Source organism: Halorubrum sp. SD612 (genome assembly GCF_002135005.1).
Genome location: NZ_NEWI01000363.1, coordinates 1 through 1,425, shown reverse-complemented (window position 1 = coordinate 1,425; position 1,425 = coordinate 1). Strand labels below are relative to the sequence as shown.

At 68.6% G+C, this 1,425-nt stretch carries 2 protein-coding genes; both read left to right on the top strand.

Annotated elements, in window-relative coordinates; translation table 11 throughout:
• Positions 1 to 461 (top strand): SRPBCC family protein (locus B9G38_RS17365; RefSeq protein ID WP_233127254.1); only part of this gene is annotated, 461 nt, incomplete at its 5' end.
• 114 nt (positions 462 to 575) lie between these two features.
• Positions 576 to 1,425: SPFH domain-containing protein (locus tag B9G38_RS17360; protein ID WP_086221184.1), on the top strand; the 850-nt coding region annotated here is incomplete at its 3' end.

The following is a 1,425-nucleotide window of genomic DNA, read 5'->3' as shown; positions in this document are numbered from 1 at the left end:
GTCCGTCGGACCCGGGCGGGGACCCGTTCGCGGCGAGCGACGCCGTCGTCGTCGCGGCCGACCCCGAGGCCGTGTTCGCGTTCCTCGACGACCCGGCGAACCACGCGGCGATCACGCCCGGGCTCACGGACGTTCGAGACGTCGAACCGCTGGACAACGGCGGGAAACGGCTCTCGTACACCTACCGGATGGCGGGAATCGGGATCGACGGCGAGATCGTCCAGACCGTTCACGACCCGCCGAACCGCCACGCCTTCGAGCTCCGCGGTCGACTCGCCGGCACCATCGACCTCCGGCTCGAACCCGTCGCGGGCGGGACGGAGCTGACGTACGCCGCGACGTACGGGCTCCCGGAAAACGCGCTCACGAGGGTCGGTGCGCCCGTGATCCGCCGGTTCAACGAGCGACAGCTCAGGGCGGCGCTGGAGAGCGTCGCGGCGGAGTTCGACCCGAGCGAGTGAGGGCGCGGAGGCCCGGCGCGGGAGATCGTCGGCGCGGCACGAGGACCGGGAGACGGCGGGCCGATACCCGTCGCCGTGCGAACTATTAAGCGTACCATGCCCTAAACGGACGGCATGGACCCGATCACCCTCCAAGCCGGCCTCGGTTTCGGGCTCGTGAGCGTCGGCCTGCTCGCGCTCCTGCTCGTGGTCGTCACGCTCTGGCAGTCGTTCGAGATCGTCGACGCCTACGAGAAGAAGACGCTCACCGTCTTCGGCGAGTACCGGAAGCTGCTCGAACCGGGGATCAACCTCATCCCGCCGTTCGTCTCCCGCACCTACCCGTTCGACATGCGGACGCAGACGCTCGACGTGCCCCGTCAGGAGGCGATCACCCGCGACAACTCGCCGGTGACCGCCGACGCGGTCGTCTACATCAAGGTGATGGACGCGAAGAAGGCGTTCCTGGAGGTCGACGACTACAAGAAGGCCGTCTCCAACCTCGCGCAGACCACCCTCCGGGCGGTCCTCGGCGACATGGAGCTCGACGACACGCTGAACAAGCGGCAAGAGATCAACGCGAAGATCCGCAAGGAGCTCGACGAGCCGACCGACGAGTGGGGGATCCGCGTCGAGAGCGTCGAGGTCCGCGAGGTCAACCCCTCGAAGGACGTCCAGCAGGCGATGGAGCAGCAGACCTCCGCCGAGCGCCGCCGCCGCGCGATGATCCTCGAAGCGCAGGGGGAACGCCGCTCCGCCGTCGAGCAGGCCGAGGGTGACAAGCAGTCGAACATCATCCGCGCGCAGGGGGAAAAGCAGTCCCAGATCCTCGAAGCGCAGGGAGACGCCATCTCCACGGTCCTCCGCGCCCGCTCGGCCGAGTCGATGGGCGAACGCGCCATCATCGAGCGCGGCATGGAGACCCTCGAAGAGATCGGCAAGGGCGAGTCCACCACGTTCGTCCTCCCGCAGGAGCTCACCAGCC